At 49.6% G+C, this 534-nt stretch carries 1 protein-coding gene; it reads left to right on the top strand.

What is annotated here, in order from left to right; genetic code table 11:
- Nucleotides 1-534, top strand: a 534-nt coding sequence (locus R8O11_RS30815) for a penicillin-binding transpeptidase domain-containing protein (RefSeq protein WP_318195335.1), incomplete at both ends; no start/stop codon positions are given.

The following is a 534-nucleotide window of genomic DNA, read 5'->3' as shown; positions in this document are numbered from 1 at the left end:
TACGTCTCTTGATCCTGTCTCTCAAAGTAAAATGGAGCAGGCTATCGCGAAGAAAATACCGGATTTAGCGAAGCGAGGCGGCAAAGAGCTTGAAGCTGCTGCCGTGGCTGTTGATCGCCACAGTGGTGAAATTCGTGCCATGGTTGGTGGTAAACGCGTGGGTTATGAAGGCTTTAACCGTGCGCTTAATGCTAGTCGTCCAATTGGTTCGTTGGTCAAGCCGGCAATTTACCTGACCGCGCTTGAACAGCCAGACAAATACAATTTGGGGACGACGCTGCACGACACGCCTCTAAGTTTGAAAGGTAGCAAAGGCTCGGTATGGACTCCGCGTAACTACGACCGTAAATATCGTGGTGATGTGCCACTTTACCTTGCGCTTGCGAAGTCACTGAATGTACCAACGGTAAGGTTGGGGATGGAGCTTGGTATTCCTGAAGTATCTGGCACACTTGAACGCTTAGGCGTCAACAAAGATGAGATTCGTCCTGTGCCTTCTATGTTCTTGGGCTCGTTTTCATTGACGCCATTTGA

This window comes from Vibrio sp. 1288 (assembly GCF_033344475.1).
Note: the sequence above shows the minus strand (reverse complement) of the source record. Positions and strands in the feature narration are given on the sequence as shown.